The organism is Cupriavidus sp. FW305-3-2-15-C-LB2 (assembly GCF_058787575.1).
In genome coordinates this window covers 20,595-40,518 of the sequence record NZ_JBYSZW010000016.1, presented here as the reverse complement: position 1 = coordinate 40,518, position 19,924 = coordinate 20,595, and the positions used below count along the sequence as shown (strand labels likewise).

Genomic DNA, 19,924 nt, shown 5'->3' with positions numbered 1-19,924 from the left:
GTACGAGCCGTTCCGGGGGTGACCCGCGAACGGCTTTTTCATACATGTTGGGAGACATCGATGACTTACCGTGCGCCGATCAAGGACATGCTGTTCGTCATGAACGAGCTGGCCGGGCTAGAGGCCGTGAGCAAACTGCCGGGCTTCGAGGAAGCCACGCCGGAAACGGCCGAGGCAGTGCTGGACGAGGCCGCCAAGTTCAACGAGCAGGTCGTCGCGCCGCTGAACCGCGCCGGCGACCTGGACCCGAGCAGCTGGAAGGACGGCGTGGTCACCACCACGCCCGGGTTTAAGGAGGCCTTCCGCCAGTTCGGCGAGGGCGGCTGGCAGGGCGTGCTGCATCCGCAGGAGTTTGGCGGCCAGGGCCTGCCCAAGCTGGTCGCCACCGCCTGCAACGAGATGCTGAACACCGCGAACCTGTCGTTCGCGCTGTGCCCGCTGCTGACCGATGGTGCCATCGAAGCGCTGCTGACGGCCGGCACGGATGAGCAGAAGGCCACCTTCCTGCCCAAGCTGATCTCGGGCGAGTGGACCGGCACCATGAACCTGACCGAGCCGCAGGCCGGCTCGGACCTGGCCGCAGTGCGCACCCGTGCCGAGCCGCAGGGCGACGGCACCTACAAGGTGTACGGCACCAAGATCTTCATCACCTACGGCGAGCACGACATGGCGAAGAACATCGTCCATCTCGTGCTGGCCCGCACGCCCACCGCGCCCGAGGGCGTCAAGGGCATCTCGCTGTTCATCGTGCCGAAGTTCATGGTCAACGCCGACGGCAGCACCGGTGAGCGCAACGACGTGCATTGCGTCTCGATCGAGCACAAGCTGGGCATCAAGGCGAGCCCCACGGCCGTGCTGCAGTTCGGCGACCATGGCGGCGCCATCGGCACGCTGGTCGGCGAAGAGAACCGTGGCCTCGAGTACATGTTCATCATGATGAACTCGGCACGCTTCTCGGTCGGCATGCAGGGCATCGCCGTATCCGAACGCGCCTACCAGCAGGCGGTGGCCTTTGCGCGCGAGCGCGTGCAGAGCCGCCCGGTCGATGGTTCGGCGCGCGAGGCGGTGACCATCATCCACCACCCTGACGTCAAGCGCATGCTGATGACCATGCGCGCGCTGACCGAAGGCGCGCGCGCCGTGGCCTACGTGGCCGCGGCCGCCAGCGACGCGGCGCACCAGCATCCCGACGAAGCGGTGCGCCAGCAGAACCAGGCCTTCTACGAGTTCCTGGTGCCGGTGGTGAAAGGCTGGAGCACCGAGCTGTCGATCGACGTCACCAGCCTGGGTGTGCAGGTGCACGGCGGCATGGGCTTTATCGAGGAGACCGGCGCGGCGCAGCACTACCGCGACGCGCGTATCCTGCCGATCTACGAAGGCACCACGGCAATCCAGGCCAACGACCTGATCGGCCGCAAGACCGTGCGCGACGGCGGCGCCGTGGCGCGTGCGATCTGCGCGCAGATCGCCGAGACCGAGGCTGCGCTGGGCAATCACAGCTGCGCCGGGTTCACCGCGGTACAGGCGCAACTGGCCAAGGGTCGCGCGGCGCTGGAAGACGTGGTGGCGTTTGTCGTGGCCAATGCCAAGTCCGACCCGAACGCCGTCTTTGCCGGCAGCGTGCCTTACCTGAAGCTGTGCGGCATCGTGTTCTCCGGCTGGCAGTTCGGCCGTGCGATGCTGGCCGCCGATGCGAAGCGGGCCGAGGATCCGGGCTTTTATGACGCCAAAATCGCCACCGCGCATTTCTTTGCGGAGCACATCCTGTCGCAGGCGTCGGCTTTGCGCGATGCCATCGTCAGTGGTGCGGCACCGGTGAATGCGATGACGGCCGAGCAGTTCTGAGTGGCCTGACAGTCGCCGGAAAGAAAAAGGGCGGCCCCGCGGGGCCGCCCTTTTTGCTTATCGAGGCAGCCTGCTTCAGGCAGTGGCCGGCCTGGGCGCCAGGTGATGGCGCGCCGGCTTCAGGTAGCGGCCCACCGACAGGTCGTCGGCGCGGATCGCCGGCGACGTGCCAGAGACCAGGTCCGAGAGCAGCTTGCCCGAGCCGCAGGCCATGGTCCAGCCGAGCGTGCCGTGGCCCGTGTTCAGCCACAGGCCGCGCACCTGGGTCGGGCCGACGATCGGCGTACCGTCCGGCGTCATCGGGCGCAGGCCGGTCCAGAAGGCGGCCTGGCTGACATCGCCGGCGCCCGGGAACAGGTCGGTGACCACGTGTTCGAGCGTGCGGCGCTTGGCCGGATCCAGGCTGCGGTCATAGCCGACGATCTGCGCCATGCCGCCCACCCGGATGCGGTCGTCGAAGCGGGTGATGGCAACCTTGTAGGTTTCGTCCAGCACGGTGGACACCGGGCTGCGCGACGGATCGCTCAGCGGCACCGTGATCGAGAAGCCCTTGAGCGGATACACGGGCAGGTTGGACATGCCACGCAGGAACGGCTTGACCAGCTGCGTCGACCAGCTGCCCAGCGCCACCACCACCAGGTCGGCATCCATCGGCTGGCCGTCGACCACGGCGCCGGTGACGGCATCGCCCTGGGTCATCAGTCTGTCGATCGAGCGGCTGTACAGGAATTTCACGCCCAGCAGCTCGGCCATGCCCGCGAGCCGTTGCGTAAACAGCGCGCAGTCGCCGGTTTCATCGTTGGGGAGGCGCAGGCCGCCGGCCAGCTTGTGGCGGACGGCGGCCAGCGCCGGTTCGCTCGCGGCGAGTTCCTCGCGCGAAAGCAACTGGTAAGGCACGCCGGCTTCTTCCAGCACGGCGATGTCCTTGGCCGCGCCTTGCAGCTGCTCGTCGGTGCGGAACACCTGCAGCGTGCCTTGCTGGCGGCCTTCATAAGCGATGCCCGTCTCCGCGCGCAGCGCGCGGATGCAGTCGCGGCTGTATTCGGCCAGCCGTACCATGCGCTCCTTGTTGACGGCGTAGCGTTCGGCGCTGCAGTTCTGCAGCATCTGCCACATCCATTGCAGCTGAAACAGCGTGCCGTCCGGACGGATGCTGAGCGGGGCATGTTGCTGGAACATCCACTTGATCGCCTTCAGCGGTACGCCCGGCGCCGCCCACGGCGACGCATAGCCGGGCGAGATCTGCCCCGCGTTGGCAAAGCTGGTGCCGAGCGCGGGCCCGGCCTCGCGGTCGACGACGGTCACTTCGTGACCGGCCTTGGCCAGATACCACGCACTGGTGACGCCAATAACGCCGCTGCCTAGTACGAGAACGCGCATGTCCGGGGGCTCCAACTGCGGTGACAAGTTGATAAAGGATTTATCTCTATACTATTGAAACCAATCCAGTCATTGTTATCGAATTTCTCAGGAAAACAGGAAAAACTCATGAGAACGAGTCGCCAGCCCATGCGCACCCTCGACCGGCTCGACCGCAAGATCCTGACGGCGCTGCAGAGCGACGGCCGGATGTCGATGAAGGACCTGGCCGAAGCGGTCGGGCTGACCATCACGCCCTGCATCGAGCGCGTCAAGCGCCTGGAGCGCGATGGTGTCATCATGGGCTACTACGCACGGCTGAACCCGGCACTGCTGGGCAGCGCACTGCTGGTGTTTGTCGAGATCTCGCTGGGCAACAAGTCGGGCAATATGTTCGAGCAGTTCCGGCGCGAGGTGTTGCGTATCCCGGAAGTGCTGGAATGTCACCTGGTATCGGGCGATTTCGACTACCTGATCAAGGCGCGCATCCGCGAGATCGGTGAATACCGCCGGCTGCTGGGCGACATCCTGCTGCAGCTGCCCGGCGCAGCGCAGTCGAAGAGCTATGTGGTGATGGAAGAGATCAAGGAGACGCTGGCGATTTCCGTCGAGGAGAAGAGCCAGGCAGTGTGACCAAGGCCAGCATGGAGCGCCCCCCGCCGAAACCCAAGCCTGTCGGCAGCCGCCCGACGCGGCCCGATGCCGACCCCGACGCACTCGCGCCGCAGGCAGGCCCGCGGCCGCCCGTGGCGCGCAAGGGCCGAGGCGCCGTGAGCAACCTGCAAGGGCGTTTCGAGCGCGACCTGCGTGAAGCGTTCGACGATGGCTGGAGCAGTGCACCAGAAGAGGCGCCGCGTACCACCGAAGCCGCACCGTCGCCGGAGGCAGCCCCGCTGCCGCCGCTGCGCACGGAAGTCCATATCGAGCGCGCCCGTTCGGTCCTGACGCGCAATGCATCGCCCGACATCCCGTTCGATGTCTCGCTCAACCCCTACCGCGGTTGCGAGCACGGCTGCATCTACTGCTTCGCCCGGCCGACGCACGCCTACCTGGACTTGTCGCCAGGGCTGGACTTTGAAACGCAGCTTTATGCCAAAGCCAACGCCGCCGAGCGGTTGCGCGAGGCGCTGGCACGGCCGTCTTACCGCTGCGAGACCATCGCGCTGGGCGTCAACACCGACGCCTACCAGCCGATCGAGCGCGAACAGCGCATCACGCGCGGCGTGCTGGAGGTGCTGAACGAGTGCGACCACCCGGTGGCGCTGATTACCAAGTCGTCTCTGATCGAGCGCGATATCGACCTGCTCGCGCCGATGGCGGCGAAGCGGCTGGCGGTGGCGGCGGTCACCATCACCACGCTGGATGCTGGCATCGCGCGCACGCTGGAGCCGCGCGCGGCCACGCCGTCACGCCGGCTGCGCACCATCCGCACGCTGACCGACGCCGGCATCCCGGTGGGTGTGAGCATCGCCCCGGTGATCCCGTTCATCACCGAACCCGACCTGGAGCGTGTATTGGAAGCGGCGCACGAAGCGGGCGCCGTCTATGCAAACTACATCGTGCTGCGGCTGCCCTGGGAAGTGCGGCCGCTGTTCGAGGAATGGCTGCTGGCGCATTTTCCCGAGCGCGCGGAACGGGTGATGAACCGCGTGCGCGACATGTGCGAGGGCAAATCCTACGATGCCAGCTTTGCCTCGCGCATGCGCGGTACGGGCGTGTGGGCGGACTTGCTGCGCCAGCGTTTCTACAAGGCCGCCGAACGGCTAGGGTTTCGTTACAACCGGTTCGAGCTGGATACGTCGCGTTTCCGCTCGCCAGTCAGGGGGCCCCGCGGCAAGGACGATCCGCAGGGTTCGCTGTTCTGAGTCTTCCGGGCGCGTTCGGTGGCCTGCTGGTCGCCGATCATGCTGCTGGCGAGTTCCAGCGCGGCCTTCGCGCTCGATGGCGGCAGTCCCGAGGACAGCGCCAGCCTGACAGCGATCGCCGCCAGGCGTCCTTCCTCATAGGTTGGCATGTCGATGCTTGCTCCTTTGCGCCAGGGTGTGGCCCCGCCGCGCGTGACGCCGCCGGAATCGGTCGGCTCTAACAGTATGGGCGAATTGGCGGAAAGGAGAGCCGCCGTTTGCGCCGGCCTTGATCGTGCGCAAGCGCGCAGTGCGCTCTAGGTATCGGGCCGGTCCCAATAGGGCGGGTTGCCGAAGCGCTCGGCGAAGAAATCCACGAAGGCGCGTGTCTTGGGCGGTACCAGGTGCCGGCTGGGAAACACTGCCCAGATCGACACTGCCGGCACCACCGGGTATTCGTCCAGTACTGTCACGAGCGCGCCGCTGCGCAACAGCGGGCCCACATCCCAGGTCGACTTGAGCGAGATGCCGACGCCGGCCACCACCGCATCACGCAGCACTTCGCCGTTATCCACGCGCAGGTTGCCGCGCACGTGCACCACGGTCTCGCCCAGCGGCGTATTGAAGCGCCACGCCGACTGGTCGGCCAGCACCAGGCAGTTGTGCTGGCGCAGGTCGTCCGGGTGGCGCGGCACGCCGTGGCGCTGCAGGTAGGCGGGTGAGGCGCAGATCACGCGGTGGCTGGGTGCGAGCGCGCGTGCCACCAGCGTGGAATCCGGCAGCACGCCCATGCGCAGCGCCACGTCGATGCTGGCATCGACCAGTCCGATCACCTGGTCGGTCAGGCGCAGGTCAAGCGCGATATCGGGGTAGGCGGCAAGGAATTCGGGCAGCGCCGGCGAGACATGCTGGCGCCCGAAGGACGCCGGCGCGGTCACGCGCAACTGCCCGCGCGGGCGCTCGGCGCTGGTGCCGACCGATGCGCTGGCAAGAGCCGCGGTGGCAAGCAACTGCTCCACATGTGGCAGGAAGCGCTCGCCGTCGGCGGTGAGTGCCAGCCGCCGGGTGGTGCGATGCAGCAGGCGGCTGCCCAGCGACTGTTCCAGCCGGCCCAGGCGGGCGCTGGCGCTGGAGGTGGACAAGCCCAGGTCGCGCGCGGCGGCCGACAGATTGCCCAGCGCCGCGGCGCGGACGAAGACGGCAATGTCGAGCAGGTCGAAATGCACGGCGCCAATGTCGCCGCGGCAGCTATTGCGACAACGCGCGGGCGGCCTCGACCTGCGATTCGAAGAAGGTCTGGAAACTGATTGCCAGCCCGGCCATCAGCAGGCCGGTGCCGATCAGCAGCGACAGGATCACCAGGATCACTACCGGCCAGCCGGAGCGTGTAGGCTTGCCGAGTTGGTTGAAGCGCGCGTCCCATTTGTCGTCCGGGCGCAGCCCGTAGACGATGGCCGCCAGGAAGGCGCTGATGACAGAGGCTCCGCCGGCGACGGCGAAGGTCCAGTTCAGCGCCGGGCTGCCCGCGCCGGTCGCCATCGAGGCCACGCCGATCGCGCCTGCCAGCAGCGCCAGCAGGTGCACCCAGCCATACGGATCGCGCAGGCCGCCCAGGTAGAAGCGATGCGCGCCCAGGCTGCCGCACAGGAACGCCAGCGCCACCGTCAGCAGCTTCGATTTGCCGCGGGCGGGCGGCGAGGCGAGCGTCGAGGAATGGCGGGCTGGCGTGGCTGCAGGCATGGTCGGATTTCCGGCGGTTGCGGGCCGGCAATGCACCGGCACAGGAACGGCGGCACATGGGTACCGGCCGGCCCACATTGTACGCCGGCAGTCAGCGCAAGAAAGGGAAGTGCGTCAGAAGACGCGCAGGACGGCGCTAATGCCAGCCTGACTGCAGGCCGTCCAGGAAGGCCACCGCGTGCTCGCTGATATGTGTTTCGCCGTAGAGGACCAGGGTCAGGATGCCCATGAACAGGATCGACAGCGATAACTGGCCGGCATGTTCGGCCAGGTCGCTAAGAAGGGATGGCATGATAAACCTCACAGAATTATTGTTATTGTCTTTCTGGAGGCTGCGCCCGTGCCGTCTTGATCGGGTCCGGCAGGAGGTGTCGGGCAGAGGCAGGTCAGTTCGATTGCCGTCTGCACTGGACGGCACGCTGTGAGCCCCGGACAGCGCCGGGCGGCAGCCTGTGCGTGGCACCCGGAAAGCGGGGCACACACTTAAATAGAGACAGGGAGAGCGGGGAAGGAGTTCCGCGACCAGCCGAAAGACCGTTGGGCCGTGCGGCAATAGGCGGGGTTGCGCCGACAGCCGTCAGCAGCGACCGTTATCGGCCATTGTCGCGGCCACGTGCCTGCCAGCCGGGGCCGACGTTGCCTGGCCGGGAGTCGTTGCGGGCTTCATTGGGATTGTCGCGTTCCTGGCCGCGGCCGCGGTTGTCGTCGCGGGCACCAGCCAGCGCGGCGCGGCGCCCGCTCAGGCGGTCGTCGGCACGGGCACGTGCTTCCATGCGGTCGATCTGGGCTTGCACGTGCTCGCGGCTCTCGGCGCGCACGCTGGCCATCTGCCAGCCGTCGCGGGGCTGCGGCTGCATCCGTGCGGACCGGCTATCGGGCCGTACTTGTTGCCAGAACGCGACCTGGGCATGGCTGGTGGCAACCGCGCCGACCAGGCCCGAGGCCACCAGGATGCCAGCCACCAGGTCGCGCAGGAGAGAGCGGGTGAGCATGCGGATTCCCAGGTTCCTGACGCACTGTGTTGCTGTTGGAAGATGGGTTCATGGTACGCATGGGCCATCGGGGCGCCTATGCCAATCCCGTTACCGGTGTAACGGATTGTTTCGGCCACCAAGACCCCCGTTCCGTGGGGTTTTCAGCGGGATTCAGGGTCGGTAGCGGATGCGGTAAATGGCCCCGGCAAGGTCGTCGCTGACCAGCAGCGAACCGTCCGGCGCAACCAGGACATCGACCGGGCGGCCCCACGGCCTGCCGCCGCGCAGCCAGCCCTGCGCGAACACCTCCTGGCGCACCGCCTTGCCGGCATCGTCCAGCGCCACGCGGACCACGCGGTAGCCGGACGGCTCGCTGCGGTCCCAGCTGCCGTGCTCGGCAATGAAGACGTTGTGGCGGTAGGCCGCCGGGAATTGCGTGCCGGTGTAGAAGCGCATGCCCAGGGCCGCGACGTGCGCACCCAGGCGGGCCACCGGTGGCACGAACTCGGCGCAGGGGCGCTGGCTGCCGTATTCGGGATCGGCAACCGTGCCGGCATGGCAGTAAGGGTAGCCGAAATGCTGGCCGGCAGCGGTGGCGCGGTTGAGCTCGTCGTCGGGAACGTCGTCGCCCATGCGGTCGCGCCCGTTGTCGGTGAACCACAGCTCGCGCGTGGCCGGGTGCCAGTCGAAGCCGACGGTGTTGCGCACGCCGCGTGCCACCACCTGCAGGTCGCTGCCGTCGGGCTTCATCTTCATGATGTTGGCGTAGCGGTTCTCGTCCGGCGCGCAGATATTGCATGGCGCGCCGACCGGCACGTAGAGGTAGCCGTCGGGGCCGAAGGCGATGAATTTCCAGCCGTGATGCCCGTCCGTCGGGAAGCGGTCGCTCACCACCGCTGGTGCCGGCGGCTGGTCGAGGCTGGCCTCGATATGGTCGATCCGCACGATCTTCGACACCGAGGATGCGTACAGGCTGCCGTCGTGCAACGCCACGCCGACCGGCATGCGCAGCCCGGTGGCGACCGTGCGCACGCGCGGCCGGGCCCCCAGCGCGTCGGTCACCGCGTAGACCTTGCCTTCGCTGCGCGAGCCGACGAAGAGCGTGCCCGACGGCGACATCGCCATGGCGCGTGCACCCGGCACGTCCTGCGTCAGCACCTCGATGCGGAAACCAGGCGGCAGCCGGACCTGGTCCAGCGGCAGGGCGGCCGGCGCGGACCCGGTGCCTGCCAGCAGTACAATGGCGAGCAGGGAAGCCGGCCGTAAGGTGCGGGTCATGAAGTGCAGAACGGGGCGCATGTCGGGCCTCCTGTCGCGGTTTTTGCCACGATGCCTGCACGGCAGGCGCGCGTCAATCACCTAAGTGTTTGTTTGGCCTCGGTAATTGGGCTATACTCTTGCGTTTCGTGTTCGAACGTCCTCGAACACCCCGTTTTCTGAGGAATCATTCCATGGTCGTTATCCGTCTGGCTCGCGGCGGCAGCAAGAAGCGCCCGTTCTTCAACATCGTCGCCACCGACTCGCGCAACCGTCGCGATGGTCGTTTCATTGAGCGCGTTGGTTTCTACAACCCGCTGGCTACGGAAGGTGAAGAAGGCCTGCGCCTGGCGCAAGACCGCCTGGCCTACTGGCAAGGTGTTGGCGCCCAGCTGTCGCCGACCGTTGCCCGCCTGGTCAAGCAAGGCGCCGCCAAGGCTGCTGCCTGATAGTCGCCTGCAGCGCGCCCCGTCGAGCCGTTTTTGCGGCCGGCCGGGCGCGTTCTTATTGCACACGTGACTGAACGAAAGCAGGGCGCCGCCCGGCCGCTGAACCGACCGCTGGTTCAGCCCCAGGGCGAGCCGCAAAAGGCTTGCAAACTGCCCGCGGCGCTCCTGTATGCCGACCCCCTGCCGGAAGACCTGGTGGAGGTCGGCTATATTGGGGCTGCCTACGGCATCCGCGGCTGGATCAAGGTCTTGCCGCATGCCGATGATGCTTCGGCCCTGCTGCATGCCCGCCGCTGGTGGCTGCTGGCACCGCCGCAGGCGGGGCTGGTGGCGGCCGATGCGTCGCGTGCCCAGCCCGTCTGCGTGAAGATCGCGCAGTCGCGCGAGCACAGCGGCACCGTCGTGGCGCAAGCGTCCGGCGTGGCCGACCGCAATCTTGCGGAAGCGCTCAAGGGCCGTCGCGTGTGGATCCGGCGTGCGGATTTTCCCGCGCCGGAAGAAGATGAGTTCTACTGGGTCGACCTGATTGGCTGCACCGTCAGCAACGAGCAAGGCGAGTTGCTGGGCGAGGTGTCCGGGCTGATCGACAACGGTGCCCACCAGATCCTGCAGGTGGCCTGCGTGCTCCCTGACGGCAAGGCCGGTGAACGGCTGATCCCGTTTGTCGATGCGTTCCTGCGCTCGGTCGATACCGCGGGCAAGCGCATCGTGGTCGACTGGGGGCTCGATTACTGAACCCGTGCCTTCGCGGTGCGGGGTTCGGAAGGGAGAGAGCGGATGCAGTTCGATGTGATCACGCTGTTTCCCGACATGTTTCGCGCGCTGACCGACTGGGGTATCACCAGCCGGGCGGCAAAGCAGCAGCGCTATGGCTTGCGTACCTGGAATCCGCGTGATTTCACGGTCGACAACTACCGCACCATCGACGATCGTCCTTACGGCGGCGGCCCCGGCATGGTGATGCTGGCCAAGCCGCTGGATGACGCGATCGATGCCGCGGTGGCGGCTCAGGCGCAGGCCGGCGTGCCAGAGCCGCATGTGGTGCTGATGTCGCCGCAGGGCAAGACGCTGTCGCATGCCAAGGTGATGGAACTGGCCGAACGGCCGGGCCTGGTCTTGCTGTGCGGCCGGTATGAGGCCATCGACCAGCGGCTGATCGACCGCCGCGTGGACGAGGAAATCAGCCTCGGCGACTTTGTGCTGTCGGGCGGCGAACTGCCGGCGATGGCGCTGATCGACGCCGTGGTGCGGCATCTGCCGGGCGTGCTGGGCGATGCGCAGTCGGCCGTGCAGGACAGCTTTGTCAACGGCCTGCTGGATTGTCCGCACTACACGCGGCCGGAAGAATATGAAGGCGTGCGGGTGCCCGAGATCCTGCTCGGGGGCCATCACGCCGAGATCGAGAAATGGCGGCGCCAGCAGGCGCTGGCCAATACCGCGAGCAAGCGTCCCGATCTGATCGAGGCCGCTCGCAAACAAGGTTTGCTGACCCGGGCCGACGAGAAGTTCTTGTCGGAATGGGCGGCGAAGGAAGGGCGGGGGGAGACCCCCGCCAGGTAAAACCCCATCCTCTGCCGGGGCCCGGGCAATGCCTGGGGCATACAACGCCGGCACGATGGCTACGGAGAAAAACGATGAACATCATCGAGCAGATCGAGAAGGAAGAGATCGCGCGTCTGACCGCGAACAAGACCATCCCCGCATTCGCGCCTGGCGACACCGTGGTTGTCAGCGTGAACGTGGTGGAAGGTAACCGCAAGCGCGTGCAGGCCTACGAAGGCGTCGTGATTGCCAAGCGCAACCGCGGCCTGAATTCGTCCTTCATCGTGCGCAAGATCTCGTCGGGTGAAGGCGTGGAACGTACGTTCCAGCTGTACTCGCCGCTGATCGCTGCCATCGAAGTGAAGCGTCGCGGCGACGTGCGTCGCGCGAAGCTGTACTACCTGCGCCAGCGTTCGGGCAAGTCCGCACGTATCAAGGAAAAGCTGGTGTCGAAGGCTGCTGTCGCTGCCAAGGCTGCGCAGTAAGCTGGGCATGCCGGCCGGGGCAGCCCGGCCAGCGTTTCCTCAGGAAGGGCACCCCAGGGTGCCCTTTTTGCATTGGCGCGGCGCAACGGTGGAAGCGGCAGGCGCTTTTTGCTGCAGCGCCAGAATGCGCGCTTCTGTCATACTTGCGATGTTATGCGTCCTGCCTTCGATCCCGAATCCCTCCCCGTCATCGACACCGACCTGCGCAACGGCGCCCTGAGCGCGCCGCGGCTTGAGGTGGACTTTATCCGGCACCGCTTCCGGGTGCCGCCGGCCTGGGCGCCGGAGCTGACCGATGAATCGCGCGTCTATGACCGCAGCCGCGGACTGCGCGACGCCGCCGTGCTGGTGCCGCTGGTGGAGCGCCATGACGGCCTGACGGTGCTGCTGACGCAGCGCAATGCCAACCTGAGCGCGCATGCCGGGCAGATCAGCTTCCCGGGCGGGCGGCAGGAGTCATGGGATGTCAACCGTATCGACACCGCGCTGCGCGAGACGGAAGAAGAGGTGGGGCTGGCGCGCGACTATGTCGAAGTGCTGGGTGCGCTGCCGGACTACATTACCGGCACCGGTTTCCACGTGAGCCCCGTGGTAGGGCTGGTGCGCGACGGTTTCACGCTGCGCCCGGATGCCTCGGAGGTCGCCGATGTCTTCGAGGTGCCGCTCGCGTTTCTGATGGACCCATCCCACCACGAACGGCGGCTGTTCCGCTGGGTCGACGGCGAGCGGGTGTTCTACGCCATGCCCTATCCGCGCGAGACTGGCGGCCACCGCTTTATCTGGGGCGCCACCGCGGGCATGCTGCGCAATCTTTACCACCTGCTGGCCGCCTGAGCCGCCGGCTTCTTACGCTGCGGCCTGGTCCTTGCTGCCGATGCAGTGGGGGCAGCTCTTGCCGACCACGTAGTGCGGGCTTTGCTGCTCCTGCGGCGTGACCACCGCGCGGCAGGCAAAGCACTGCTTGGGGCCGGCCGGCTCCAGGTTGGGGTTCAGCGCGGTGCGGTAGTCAAAGACGAAGCAGTCGCCGCGATAATGGCTGCCGCCGACTTCCTCGAAGTACTTCAGGATGCCGCCCTCGAGCTGGTACACGCGCTCGACGCCGACTTCCTGCATATGGATCGCCGCCTTCTCGCAGCGGATGCCGCCGGTGCAGAACGACACCACGGTCTTGCCTTCCAGCTCCGCCTTGTGGGCCGCCACCGCCTCGGGAAATTCGCTGAACTTGGCGATGTCATATTCCACGGCGTCTTCGAACGTGCCAACCGCGACTTCGAAATCATTGCGCGTGTCCAGCATCACCACCGGGCGGCCTTCGTCGTCGTGCCCCTGGTCCAGCCAGCGCTTCAGTTCGGTCGGACGCACTGACGGCGCGCGGCCTTCCTCGGGGCGGATCAGCGGCATCTTCATGGTGATGATTTCCTTCTTGGCGCGCACCAGCATGCGCTTGAAGGGCTGGTTTTCCGACAGGCTTTCCTTGGGCGCGATATCGGCAAAGCGCGCATCGGCGTGCAGCCAGTCCATGAAACCGTCGATGGCTGCGCGCGGCCCGGCCAGGAACATATTGATGCCTTCGGGCGCGAGCAGGATCGTGCCCTTCAGGCCGGCCGCTTCGCAGCGCTCGCGCATGGCCGGGCGCAGGGTCTCGATGTCGTCCAGCGAGACGAATTTGTAAGCGGAAATATTGACGATCTGCATGGGAGACTGCGCCTGCGCGGCCGCGTCCCGAAGGGCGCCGACGGCTTGCGATAACTGCCTGATTGGAAAGGTGAAATTATAACGCGTGCGGGCGCCGCCGCCGCGCATTCCCAAGCACTCCGATCAGCTATGCCGGGCCCTCGCGCCAGGCCGCCCGCACGCAATATCGGAGGCATGCCAGCGGCCCGAGCCGGTACAATGTCGCCCATGTCCGCACCCCGCTTCGTACACCTCCGCCTGCATTCCGAATACTCCATCGTGGACGGCATCGTCCGCCTGGAAGACGCCGTCAAGGCCGCTGCCGCCGACGGCATGGGCGCGCTCGCCCTGACGGATCTCGCCAACGCCTTCGGGCTGATCCGTTACTACAAGGAGGCGCGCGGCAAGGGCGTGAAGCCGGTGGTCGGTGCCGACGTCTGGCTCACCAACGCCGAAGACCGCGACAAGCCGTCGCGCCTGCTGCTGCTGGTGCAGGACCGCCGCGGCTACCTGAACCTGTGCATGCTGTTGTCGCGTGCGTGGCTGGGCAACCAGCACCGCGGCCGCGCCGAGATCGATCCGGCCTGGTTCCTGGAACCCGGCGAAGACGACCTGCCGCTCGCGACCGGCCTGATCGCCCTGTCGGGCGCAATGGGTGGCGATATCGGCATGGCGCTGGCCAACGGCAATGCCGACGGTGCGCGCCGCGCGGCACAGCATTGGTCCACGGTGTTCGCGCAGCGCTTCTACATCGAACTGCAGCGCGCCGGCAATGCCGGCACCGATGCCTACGTGCAGCAGGCCGTGCAACTGGCGGCGGAACTGCAACTGCCGGTGGTGGCCACGCATCCGGTGCAGTTCATGACGCCGGACGACTACACCGCGCACGAGGCGCGCGTGTGCATCGCCGAGGGCGAGCTGCTGGCCAATCCGCGCCGCACGCGGCGCTTTACCACCGACCAGTACTTCAAGACCCAGGACGAGATGTGCGCGCTATTCGCCGACATCCCCTCGGCACTGGAGAACGCGGTCGAGATCGCGCGCCGCTGCAACCTGACGCTGGAACTGGGCAAGCCGCGCCTGCCGCTGTTCCCGACGCCCGACGGCATGTCGCTGGACGACTACCTGGTCTACATGGCCAAGGACGGGCTGGAGAAGCGCCTGACGGTGCTGTTCCCCGACGAGGCGGTGCGCGAATCCAAGCGCCCGGAATACTACGCACGGCTGGAATTCGAGACCGGCACCATCATCAAGATGGGCTTCCCCGGCTACTTCCTGATCGTGGCGGACTTTATCAACTGGGCCAAGAACAACGGCGTGCCGGTGGGACCGGGCCGCGGTTCGGGCGCCGGTTCGCTGGTCGCGTATGCGCTCGGCATTACCGACCTGGATCCGCTCAAGTACGCGCTGCTGTTCGAGCGTTTCCTGAACCCGGAACGGGTCTCGATGCCCGACTTCGACATCGACTTCTGCCAGCACGGCCGCGATCGCGTGATCACGTACGTGAAAGAGAAGTACGGCAAGGACGCGGTATCGCAGATCGCCACCTTCGGCACCATGGCGGCAAAGGCCGCGGTGCGCGACGTGGGCCGGGTGCTCGATCTCGGCTACGGCTTTGTCGACGGCATCGCCAAGCTGATCCCGTTCAAGCCGGGCAAGCTGGTCACCATCGAGGAAGCCAAGAAGGAAGAGCCGCTGCTGACCGAGCGCGAGAGCAACGAGGAAGAAGTGCGCCAGCTGCTGGAGCTGGCACAGCGCGTCGAAGGCATGACCCGCAACGTCGGCATGCATGCCGGCGGCGTGCTGATCGCGCCCGGCCGGCTGACCGACTTCTGCCCGCTGTACACGCAGGGCGCGCAGAACGACGGCATGAGCGGCGTGGTCAGCCAGTACGACAAGGACGACGTCGAGGCCGCCGGCCTGGTCAAGTTCGACTTTTTGGGCCTGACCACGCTGACCATCCTGGACTGGGCCGAGCGCTATATCCGCCGTCTCGACCCCAGCAAGGCTGACTGGAACTGCAGCCATATCCCGCTCGACGACGGTCCCGCCTTCGATATCCTCAAGACCGCCAACACGGTCGCCGTGTTCCAGCTGGAAAGCCGCGGCATGCAGGGCATGCTGAAGGACGCCAAGCCTGACCGCTTCGAGGACATCATCGCGCTGGTGGCACTGTACCGCCCGGGCCCGATGGACCTGATCCCCAGCTTCTGCGCGCGCAAGCACGGCCGCGAGAAGGTGGAGTACCCGGATCCGCGCGTCGAACCCGTCCTGAAAGAGACCTACGGCATCATGGTCTACCAGGAGCAGGTGATGCAGATGGCGCAGATCATCGGCGGCTACTCGCTCGGCGGCGCCGACCTGCTGCGCCGCGCCATGGGCAAGAAGAAGCCCGAGGAGATGGCCCAGCATCGCGTCATGTTCCGCGAAGGCGCCGACAAGAACGGCCTCTCCGCGCAGCAGGCCGACGATATCTTCGACCTGATGGAGAAGTTCGCGGGCTACGGCTTCAACAAGTCGCACGCGGCCGCGTATGCGCTGCTGGCGTACTACACCGCCTGGCTCAAGGCCCACCATCCGGCCGAATTCATGGCAGCCAACATGTCGCTCGCCATGGACGACACCGACAAGGTCAAGATCCTCTACGAGGACTGCAAGCTCAACAAGCTCGCGGTGCTGCCGCCGGACGTCAACGCCAGCGAATACCGCTTCGCGCCGACCGACCCCAAGACCATCCGCTACGGCCTTGGCGGCATCAAGGGCAGCGGCCAGGGCGCGATCGAAGATATCCTGCGCGCACGCGAGGAGCGCCCGTTCACCGATCTGTTCGACTTCTGCGAACGCGTCGACCGCCGCCAGGTCAATCGCCGCACCATCGAGGCGCTGATCCGCGCCGGCGCCTTCGACAGCCTGAACGACAACCGCGCCCAGCTGCTGGCCTCGGTGCCGATCGCGATGGAGGCCGCCGAGCAGAAGGCCGAGTCCGCCAACCAGGTGTCGCTGTTCGACCTGATGGGCGATGCCGGCGATGCGCACCGCCCCGAGCTGCTCGACGAGCCGCGCTGGAGTCCCAAGCGCACGCTGCAGGAAGAGAAGCAGGCGCTCGGCTACTACTTCTCAGGCCACCTGTTCGATGCCTACCGCGACGAGGTGCGCCGCTTCAACAAGGGCACGCTGGCCGCGCTGGAAAAGGAAGTGCAGGGCAACGGCGGCGGCTTCGGCCGCGACGTGCGCGGCAAGACCATCGCCGGCGTGATCAGCGGCGTCCGCACGCAGATGACGCAGCGCGGCAAGATGGTGATCGTCACGCTCGACGACGGCACCGGGCTGGTCGAGATGACGGTGTTCAACGAGCTGTTCGACGCCAACCGGCACATGTTCCGCGAGGACGAGCTGCTGATCGCCACGGGGAACGCGCGGCACGATACGTTTACCGGTGGGGTGAGGTTTACGGCGGAATCGGTGATGGACCTGGTGGCCGCACGCGTCAAGTTTGCCAGCGCCGTGCGGTTGTCGATGAATGGCAATTCCTCGACCGGGATGCTGCGCGAACTGCTGATGCCGCACCTGGCCCGCGCCAGCGGTGGACAGGGTTTGCCGGTGCGCATCCACTACCAGTCGGGGGCGGCTTCGTGCGAGGCCATGCTCGGAGCGGACTGGAAGGTGGTGCCCTCCGACGAGGCGCTGACCGCGTTGCGGCTGGCACTGTCGCCGGACAGCGTCAGTACCCTCTACGAATAAGCCGACGGCAGCGGCGGTCTCAGGCCGCCTGCCGGGCGGCGCGCGCGCTGGCCGCCAGTGCTAGCAGCGCGTCGACGTGGGCCTCGATGCCCGGATCGTAGTTGAGCATCGCCATCGGATTCGCCAGCCGGCCCTGGCCGCTGCGTGCCGCGTCGACCGCGGCGTGAATCGCGCGCTCGAGCGTCTCGGCGCGATCGCGTGCGAAGGCATGCACCGCCTGCGGCCGGATCACCTCCAGGCAGGCAATATTGTCGGCAAAGACCAGCGGTGTGCCGCACAGCACCGATTCCACGCCGACCAGTCCGAACGGTTCATAGCCCGACGCCAGGATGGTGAAGTCCGCGGCGCGGTAGAGCGCGTCGATGCGGCTGCTGTAGCCCAGTTCCCGTACCCGCGGGATGGTGCGCCCAACCGGACGGCCGGCCACGGCAAGCGTGATCGGCAGGTCCGATTTGGAGAAATAGTCGGCAAGCAGGTCGAAACCCTTGCGGGCATGGCCCGAAGACGGGAACAGGAATACGACCTCATCGTCACCGAAACCGAACTCACGGCGCAACGCGGCGCGCGCGTCGGCGTCGACCGGCGTGAAGCGCTGCGTGTCGACCGGCGGGTAGATCAGTTCCACGCGGTCCGGCGGCATCCCGTACAGCTCGATCACCTCGCGGCGCATCAGCGCCGAATGTGCCACCACGCGGTGCGCGCCAGCATACTGCGCACTCTCCAGGTCGATCTGCCACTGGTCGGAGCGGCGCGCTGTCGTGCCGCGCGCGCCGAGATAGCCGCGATGGGTGCCGCCGCAGATGGCGATATCGGAGCCGCGCACGCGGTTGCAGCCGATCAGCACTTCGTCCGCGGGACGGCGCGCTTGCAGCCGCCACGAGAAGTAGCGGTCGCGCAGCTTGCCGGGCAGCCACGACACCACGATCCGGTGCGGGACAATGCCGGCCGACTCTGCCACGCCGGCGTCGAAGCGGCGCGCGTAGACCGACACCTCGGTGCCGGCGCGGCCTGCCATGGCCCGGCTGATGTCGAGCGCATAGCGTTCCAGGCCGCCGCCAGCGCCGAAGCGATTGCAGGAGATGCCAACTTTCATCGATGCATGGAATAAAGGGGAGGGGCGGCCGGCGCCTCAACGGGTGACCTCAGGGGCGGCTGCCTTGAGATCGGTGTCGGCCTGCAACTGCGCCAGCTTGGCGTACTTGTAGTAGCTTGCCTGCGCATTCATCAGCGCCACGCCGAAGCCTGCGCTGCCGTCCAGGAAGCCGCGCTTGAGCAGGTAGGTCCGGATGAAGGCCCACAGGCCGTGGCCCGCGGCGGACGCCACCGAACTACGCTTGCCCCGCGCGTAGGCCTGCTGCGCGCCTGCGCTGGAGTAGCTGTCGATCTTGCGCAGCACGTCCGACAATGTGCGGTAGCTGTAATGGATCAGCGGCTCGCGCAGATGGGTGACCGGGTCGTCCACTTTCAGGTGTTCGTGGACCAGGTCATCCGTGAAGCGGCCGCGGCCCTTGCGGAAGACGCGGGTCACATAGTCCGGGTACCAGCCGGCGTGGCGCACGAAGGTGCCGCAGAACGCTGACAGGCGCGGCAGCGCAAGCGCGTGGGCGTCGGACCGCTTCAGATGGCCCAGGATCTCGTCGCGCAGGGCGGGCGTGACACGTTCGTCGGCGTCGAGACTCAGGATCCAGTCGCCCGTGGCGGCGTCAACCGCGCGGTTCTTCTGCGGGCCGAAGCCAGGCCAGTCGTCGGTCTGGATGACGGTGGCGCCGGCGGCACGCGCAATCGCCACAGTGTCATCCGTGCTGGCCCAATCCACTATAATCGCCTCTTCGCACCAGGACACGCTTTCGAGGCATGGCCCGATATTGTGAGCTTCATTCCTGGTAATGATGACGGCCGAGACTCTCATGGAACATAGGGGAGGCACGCAGGTCGGACAAGACCGACGGGCCGCCGGAGTCGCCCACGGCGCCAGGCGCTGGATCGAGACCGCGTATTCTACCGCACTGGCGCATGGCGCCCTCCGCGCACCCTGATGCCATCGAGTCGGCTAGCGGGCCGCTCCCTGAAACTCAAATTGATGATACGAGCACAATTGTTCCGTTCCGCCGGGATGGAAGAAGTCTTCCTTCTGCCTGCGCGTGCAGCATTGGTCTCTCTGTTGCCGGCTGCAATCCGGGCAAGACTGGACACACTGGTGCTGGCCGCATGATCGGCGCCTACGTCATCAATCTCGACTCCGCGCGGGAACGCCGGGAGCGCATTTCCGGCCAGCTGGCGGGCCTTGGCATCCCGTTCCAGGTGTTCCGGGCCGTGGATGGCCGCGTGCTGGCGGAGCAGGAAGTGGCCAGCAAGTACGATGCCGCGGCCGCCGCCGCGCGCTACCGGCCAATGAGCCGGGGCGAGGTCGGGTGCGGGTTGAGCCACCTCGGTGTATACCGCAAGATGCTCGACGACGGCGCCGCCTTTGCGCTGGTGCTGGAGGACGATGCTTCGCCTGGCCCCGACCTGGCAACCGTGCTGGCCGACCTGGAGTCGCGCCTGGATCCGGACCGGGCCGAGGTAGTGCTGCTGTCCCATGTCGACAAGTACACCCGCTGGGGTGCCCGCAGGCTCGGCGGTGAACGACGCCTGGTCAGGCGCTACGGCGAATGGTGGCGCGCGCACGGCTACGTGGTGACGCGTGCCGCAGCGCGACGGCTGCTGGCGGGCTTGCAGCCGATGTGGTGCGCGGCCGACTACTGGTCGGCCTTCGAAAAGCAGGGCCTGGTGTCGGTCAGTGCGGTGGTGCCATATTGCATCGGCCTGACCGAGCTGGCCGAGACCTCGTCGCTCGAAACGCATCGCGCCGACCTGGACGCCACCGACAAGGCTCAGCGCAGCATCGGCTATTATCTGCGCCGCTACGTCTATCAGCGCTTCCTGTTCCAGCTCATCGTCAGGCCCTTCCTTCGGGTAGCCCGGCAGAAGCGGCCGGGCTAGCGCCGGGCCGGCACGCCGCCTCCACACACAAG

Annotated in this window: 19 protein-coding genes; 10 read left to right on the top strand and 9 right to left on the bottom strand. The window is 66.9% G+C overall.

The annotated features are described in order from the left end of the window. Positions 1-60: 60 nt before the first annotated feature. Positions 61-1,845: an acyl-CoA dehydrogenase gene (locus tag AC3WRR_RS14040; RefSeq protein ID WP_454750226.1), complete on the top strand. Its 1,785-nt coding sequence runs from the start codon at positions 61-63 to the stop codon at positions 1,843-1,845. A 75-nt stretch (positions 1,846-1,920) separates the two neighbouring features. Here the strand turns inward: AC3WRR_RS14040 and AC3WRR_RS14035 are convergent, their stop codons facing one another. After that, positions 1,921-3,225 carry a D-amino acid dehydrogenase gene (locus tag AC3WRR_RS14035; protein ID WP_492297265.1) on the bottom strand — a complete coding sequence of 435 codons (1,305 nt, stop codon included), beginning with the start codon at positions 3,223-3,225 and terminating at the stop codon, positions 1,921-1,923. A 108-nt stretch (positions 3,226-3,333) separates the two neighbouring features. On the opposite strand from AC3WRR_RS14035, the gene AC3WRR_RS14030 reads away from it, so the two are divergent. Both AC3WRR_RS14030 and AC3WRR_RS14025 read left to right on the top strand, forming a co-directional pair. Then, positions 3,334-3,837 carry an Lrp/AsnC ligand binding domain-containing protein gene (locus tag AC3WRR_RS14030; protein ID WP_010812934.1) on the top strand — a complete coding sequence of 168 codons (504 nt, stop codon included), beginning with the start codon at positions 3,334-3,336 and terminating at the stop codon, positions 3,835-3,837. Positions 3,838-3,848: 11 nt separating this feature from the next. Further along, the gene (locus tag AC3WRR_RS14025; protein ID WP_492297293.1) at positions 3,849-5,069 is read left to right on the top strand and encodes a PA0069 family radical SAM protein; all 1,221 of its coding nucleotides are present in this window, start codon (positions 3,849-3,851) and stop codon (positions 5,067-5,069) included. A 296-nt stretch (positions 5,070-5,365) separates the two neighbouring features. Here AC3WRR_RS14025 and AC3WRR_RS14020 read toward each other — a convergent pair whose 3' ends face one another. The 5 genes from AC3WRR_RS14020 to AC3WRR_RS14000 form a co-directional block, all read right to left on the bottom strand. Then, positions 5,366-6,274 (bottom strand): LysR family transcriptional regulator, encoded by a 909-nt coding sequence (locus tag AC3WRR_RS14020; RefSeq protein WP_454750227.1) that lies wholly within the window; start codon positions 6,272-6,274, stop codon positions 5,366-5,368. A gap of 22 nt (positions 6,275-6,296) precedes the next feature. Further along, positions 6,297-6,788, bottom strand: coding sequence for a TM2 domain-containing protein (locus AC3WRR_RS14015; protein WP_011614779.1), 492 nt, complete (start codon positions 6,786-6,788; stop codon positions 6,297-6,299). 136 nt (positions 6,789-6,924) lie between these two features. Continuing rightward, positions 6,925-7,080 carry a hypothetical protein gene (locus AC3WRR_RS14010; RefSeq protein ID WP_010812930.1) on the bottom strand — a complete coding sequence of 52 codons (156 nt, stop codon included), beginning with the start codon at positions 7,078-7,080 and terminating at the stop codon, positions 6,925-6,927. A gap of 298 nt (positions 7,081-7,378) precedes the next feature. Further along, positions 7,379-7,780 (bottom strand): hypothetical protein, encoded by a 402-nt coding sequence (locus tag AC3WRR_RS14005; RefSeq protein ID WP_010812929.1) that lies wholly within the window; start codon positions 7,778-7,780, stop codon positions 7,379-7,381. A 153-nt stretch (positions 7,781-7,933) separates the two neighbouring features. Next, entirely contained in the window at positions 7,934-9,061 is a 1,128-nt protein-coding gene (locus AC3WRR_RS14000) for a PQQ-dependent sugar dehydrogenase (RefSeq protein WP_492297264.1), read from the bottom strand. A gap of 152 nt (positions 9,062-9,213) precedes the next feature. Here AC3WRR_RS14000 and rpsP point away from each other — a divergent pair, with 152 nt between their 5' ends. The 5 genes from rpsP (at position 9,214) to AC3WRR_RS13975 (ending at position 12,329) form a co-directional block, all read left to right on the top strand. Beyond that, positions 9,214-9,468 (top strand): 30S ribosomal protein S16, encoded by a 255-nt coding sequence (rpsP, locus tag AC3WRR_RS13995; RefSeq protein WP_010812927.1) that lies wholly within the window; start codon positions 9,214-9,216, stop codon positions 9,466-9,468. Positions 9,469-9,579: 111 nt separating this feature from the next. Next, a complete protein-coding gene (gene rimM, locus AC3WRR_RS13990; protein WP_051398514.1) occupies positions 9,580-10,203 on the top strand; it encodes a ribosome maturation factor RimM in 624 nt (207 codons plus the stop codon). 42 nt (positions 10,204-10,245) lie between these two features. Continuing rightward, complete coding sequence (gene trmD, locus AC3WRR_RS13985; protein WP_011614780.1) at positions 10,246-11,028, top strand: tRNA (guanosine(37)-N1)-methyltransferase TrmD; 783 nt, start codon at positions 10,246-10,248, stop codon at positions 11,026-11,028. A 74-nt stretch (positions 11,029-11,102) separates the two neighbouring features. Continuing rightward, positions 11,103-11,495: a 50S ribosomal protein L19 gene (gene rplS / locus AC3WRR_RS13980; protein ID WP_010812924.1), complete on the top strand. Its 393-nt coding sequence runs from the start codon at positions 11,103-11,105 to the stop codon at positions 11,493-11,495. 153 nt (positions 11,496-11,648) lie between these two features. Continuing rightward, complete coding sequence (locus AC3WRR_RS13975) at positions 11,649-12,329, top strand: CoA pyrophosphatase (RefSeq protein ID WP_010812923.1); 681 nt, start codon at positions 11,649-11,651, stop codon at positions 12,327-12,329. Positions 12,330-12,341: 12 nt separating this feature from the next. Here AC3WRR_RS13975 and AC3WRR_RS13970 read toward each other — a convergent pair whose 3' ends face one another. Beyond that, a complete protein-coding gene (locus AC3WRR_RS13970; RefSeq protein WP_058696978.1) occupies positions 12,342-13,190 on the bottom strand; it encodes a sulfurtransferase in 849 nt (282 codons plus the stop codon). 207 nt (positions 13,191-13,397) lie between these two features. Between AC3WRR_RS13970 and dnaE the strand changes: the two genes are divergently transcribed. After that, on the top strand, positions 13,398-16,910 hold the full coding sequence (gene dnaE / locus AC3WRR_RS13965; protein WP_058696977.1) for a DNA polymerase III subunit alpha: 3,513 nt from the start codon (positions 13,398-13,400) through the stop codon (positions 16,908-16,910). A 19-nt stretch (positions 16,911-16,929) separates the two neighbouring features. Here the strand turns inward: dnaE and AC3WRR_RS13960 are convergent, their stop codons facing one another. Then, entirely contained in the window at positions 16,930-18,003 is a 1,074-nt protein-coding gene (locus AC3WRR_RS13960) for a glycosyltransferase family 4 protein (RefSeq protein WP_010812920.1), read from the bottom strand. A 36-nt stretch (positions 18,004-18,039) separates the two neighbouring features. Beyond that, positions 18,040-18,819, bottom strand: coding sequence for a glycosyltransferase family 2 protein (locus AC3WRR_RS13955; RefSeq protein WP_037023915.1), 780 nt, complete (start codon positions 18,817-18,819; stop codon positions 18,040-18,042). 299 nt (positions 18,820-19,118) lie between these two features. On the opposite strand from AC3WRR_RS13955, the gene AC3WRR_RS13950 reads away from it, so the two are divergent. Then, a complete protein-coding gene (locus tag AC3WRR_RS13950; RefSeq protein ID WP_010812918.1) occupies positions 19,119-19,892 on the top strand; it encodes a glycosyltransferase family 25 protein in 774 nt (257 codons plus the stop codon). The last annotated feature ends 32 nt before the right edge of the window (positions 19,893-19,924 follow it).

Excerpts from the sequence above, each read along its gene's own strand:
- AC3WRR_RS14040 (WP_454750226.1), top strand. The coding sequence starts at position 61 with ATGACTTACCGTGCGCCGATCAAGGACATGCTGTTCGTCATGAACGAG.
- AC3WRR_RS14035 (WP_492297265.1), bottom strand. The coding sequence starts at position 3,225 with ATGCGCGTTCTCGTACTAGGCAGCGGCGTTATTGGCGTCACCAGTGCG.
- AC3WRR_RS14030 (WP_010812934.1), top strand. The coding sequence starts at position 3,334 with ATGAGAACGAGTCGCCAGCCCATGCGCACCCTCGACCGGCTCGACCGC.
- AC3WRR_RS14025 (WP_492297293.1), top strand. The coding sequence starts at position 3,849 with ATGGAGCGCCCCCCGCCGAAACCCAAGCCTGTCGGCAGCCGCCCGACG.
- AC3WRR_RS14015 (WP_011614779.1), bottom strand. The coding sequence starts at position 6,788 with ATGCCTGCAGCCACGCCAGCCCGCCATTCCTCGACGCTCGCCTCGCCG.
- AC3WRR_RS14010 (WP_010812930.1), bottom strand. The coding sequence starts at position 7,080 with ATGCCATCCCTTCTTAGCGACCTGGCCGAACATGCCGGCCAGTTATCG.
- AC3WRR_RS14005 (WP_010812929.1), bottom strand. The coding sequence starts at position 7,780 with ATGCTCACCCGCTCTCTCCTGCGCGACCTGGTGGCTGGCATCCTGGTG.
- AC3WRR_RS14000 (WP_492297264.1), bottom strand. The coding sequence starts at position 9,061 with ATGCGCCCCGTTCTGCACTTCATGACCCGCACCTTACGGCCGGCTTCC.
- rpsP (WP_010812927.1), top strand. The coding sequence starts at position 9,214 with ATGGTCGTTATCCGTCTGGCTCGCGGCGGCAGCAAGAAGCGCCCGTTC.
- trmD (WP_011614780.1), top strand. The coding sequence starts at position 10,246 with ATGCAGTTCGATGTGATCACGCTGTTTCCCGACATGTTTCGCGCGCTG.
- rplS (WP_010812924.1), top strand. The coding sequence starts at position 11,103 with ATGAACATCATCGAGCAGATCGAGAAGGAAGAGATCGCGCGTCTGACC.
- AC3WRR_RS13975 (WP_010812923.1), top strand. The coding sequence starts at position 11,649 with ATGCGTCCTGCCTTCGATCCCGAATCCCTCCCCGTCATCGACACCGAC.
- AC3WRR_RS13970 (WP_058696978.1), bottom strand. The coding sequence starts at position 13,190 with ATGCAGATCGTCAATATTTCCGCTTACAAATTCGTCTCGCTGGACGAC.
- dnaE (WP_058696977.1), top strand. The coding sequence starts at position 13,398 with ATGTCCGCACCCCGCTTCGTACACCTCCGCCTGCATTCCGAATACTCC.
- AC3WRR_RS13960 (WP_010812920.1), bottom strand. The coding sequence starts at position 18,003 with ATGAAAGTTGGCATCTCCTGCAATCGCTTCGGCGCTGGCGGCGGCCTG.
- AC3WRR_RS13955 (WP_037023915.1), bottom strand. The coding sequence starts at position 18,819 with ATGAGAGTCTCGGCCGTCATCATTACCAGGAATGAAGCTCACAATATC.
- AC3WRR_RS13950 (WP_010812918.1), top strand. The coding sequence starts at position 19,119 with ATGATCGGCGCCTACGTCATCAATCTCGACTCCGCGCGGGAACGCCGG.